Here is a 1,376-nt window from a genome sequence, read left to right as displayed (position 1 = left end):
ACCGTCTAACGGGCAGACGACAACGGCACGAGGTGGTCAGGCCCCGCTGCAAAGTCGCCGTGCCTTTGCCGATATCCGTCGTTAGGCAGTGATGAGTGCGGGGTCGAACGACGCAGCGATGACCGTGACGTCGTCGGCTTGGTCCTCGGCGTTCGTCAGTTCCATGAGCTTCCGGATGATCTCCGACGGGATGCCCGTCGAGGCGAGGAGCTCCGTGAAGCGCCTGATGGCGACGAGGTCGTCGTCGAAGAGGTCGAGGACGCCGTCGCTGACGCAGACCAGGGTGTCCCCTGCCTCGAGTTGCTGGGTGTGCGAGGTCCACTCGTCGCCGAGTCCGACCGGAAGGTCGGACGCCTGCAGGTGCTCGACCTCGCCGTCGGCGCGTCGGATGAAAGCCAGCCCGTGTCCGGCATCCGCCCACCGGATCGTTCCCGTGGGGGTGATGCGGGCATGGAAGCAGGTCGTGAATCGGACGTCGGCGCCGCCGTCCCCCGCCGCCAGGCCGGTGGTGGCCCGGCGGAGAGCCACGGCGGGGTCGGCGTCATCGCTCGAGCTCCGGATCACGGATCGTACGGCGGCGGCGATCATCCCTGCCCCGACGCCCTTGCCCATCACGTCTCCGACCGTCAGGGCGATGCCGTCCGGGGTGGGGTACCAGTCGTAGAAGTCACCACCGACGGTCCGTGCGGGGATGCAGGTTCCCTGCACGGTGAACATGTCGGGGAGGATGCTCGTCGTCGGGGGCAGGAGGGACTGCTGGACGGTCGCGGCCCTCTCGATCTCTCGTTCGACGGCGTGCTGCTGGGCACGTGAGATGTCCACCTTGAGGCTCGCCTGCCGGGCCAGTTCGTTGATGGCGAGACCGATCGTGGCGTAGATCGCCAACGCGAAGACCAACCGGATGATTTCGCTGGGTTCGCGCCCGGTGGGGTCGAGAGCGAACGGCAAGAGCAGTGTCACGGTCGAGCCGATCAGTAGCCAGACGATGTTCAGCCGACCCGGCCAGACCGCGATCCACACGATCGCCAACAAGATGATCGGCAAGAAGATCGACCGACCGTCGCCCGTTCCGAAGCGGAGGAGACCCACGGCGACGAAATCGACCGCGGGGATGACGATCTCCCACCGGAGCAGTCGCGGCTGGGACGACGCAGCCGCGGCGAAGCCGACGCCGAACAGCGCCGCGACGACCCCCGCCCACATCGACGGGGCATCCGTGACGAGCAACCAGGGCACGACCGAGCTCAGGCCGGCAGCCAGCAGCACGAAGAAGAACACGAAGAACTGCTTCAGCAGGGGAACGTGACGTCGCGACGAGGCCGACAGGACCTTTCCGAGGAGACCCCTGTCCCCCCAGACGCTGGGACGCGTGTCTC

At 67.3% G+C, this 1,376-nt stretch carries 1 protein-coding gene; it reads right to left on the bottom strand.

Translation table 11 applies throughout. From position 1 onward, the window contains the following. Window positions 1–81: 81 nt before the first annotated feature. A partial coding sequence (locus AEQ27_RS01115; protein ID WP_054145008.1) for a PP2C family protein-serine/threonine phosphatase occupies window positions 82–1,376 on the bottom strand: 1,295 nt, incomplete at its 5' end.

Origin of the sequence: Frigoribacterium sp. RIT-PI-h (assembly GCF_001297205.1) — a bacterium.
Classification (GTDB): Bacteria; Actinomycetota; Actinomycetes; order Actinomycetales; family Microbacteriaceae; genus Frigoribacterium.
The sequence above is the reverse complement of the archived record's forward strand: the minus strand, read 5'-3'. Positions and strand labels throughout refer to the sequence as shown.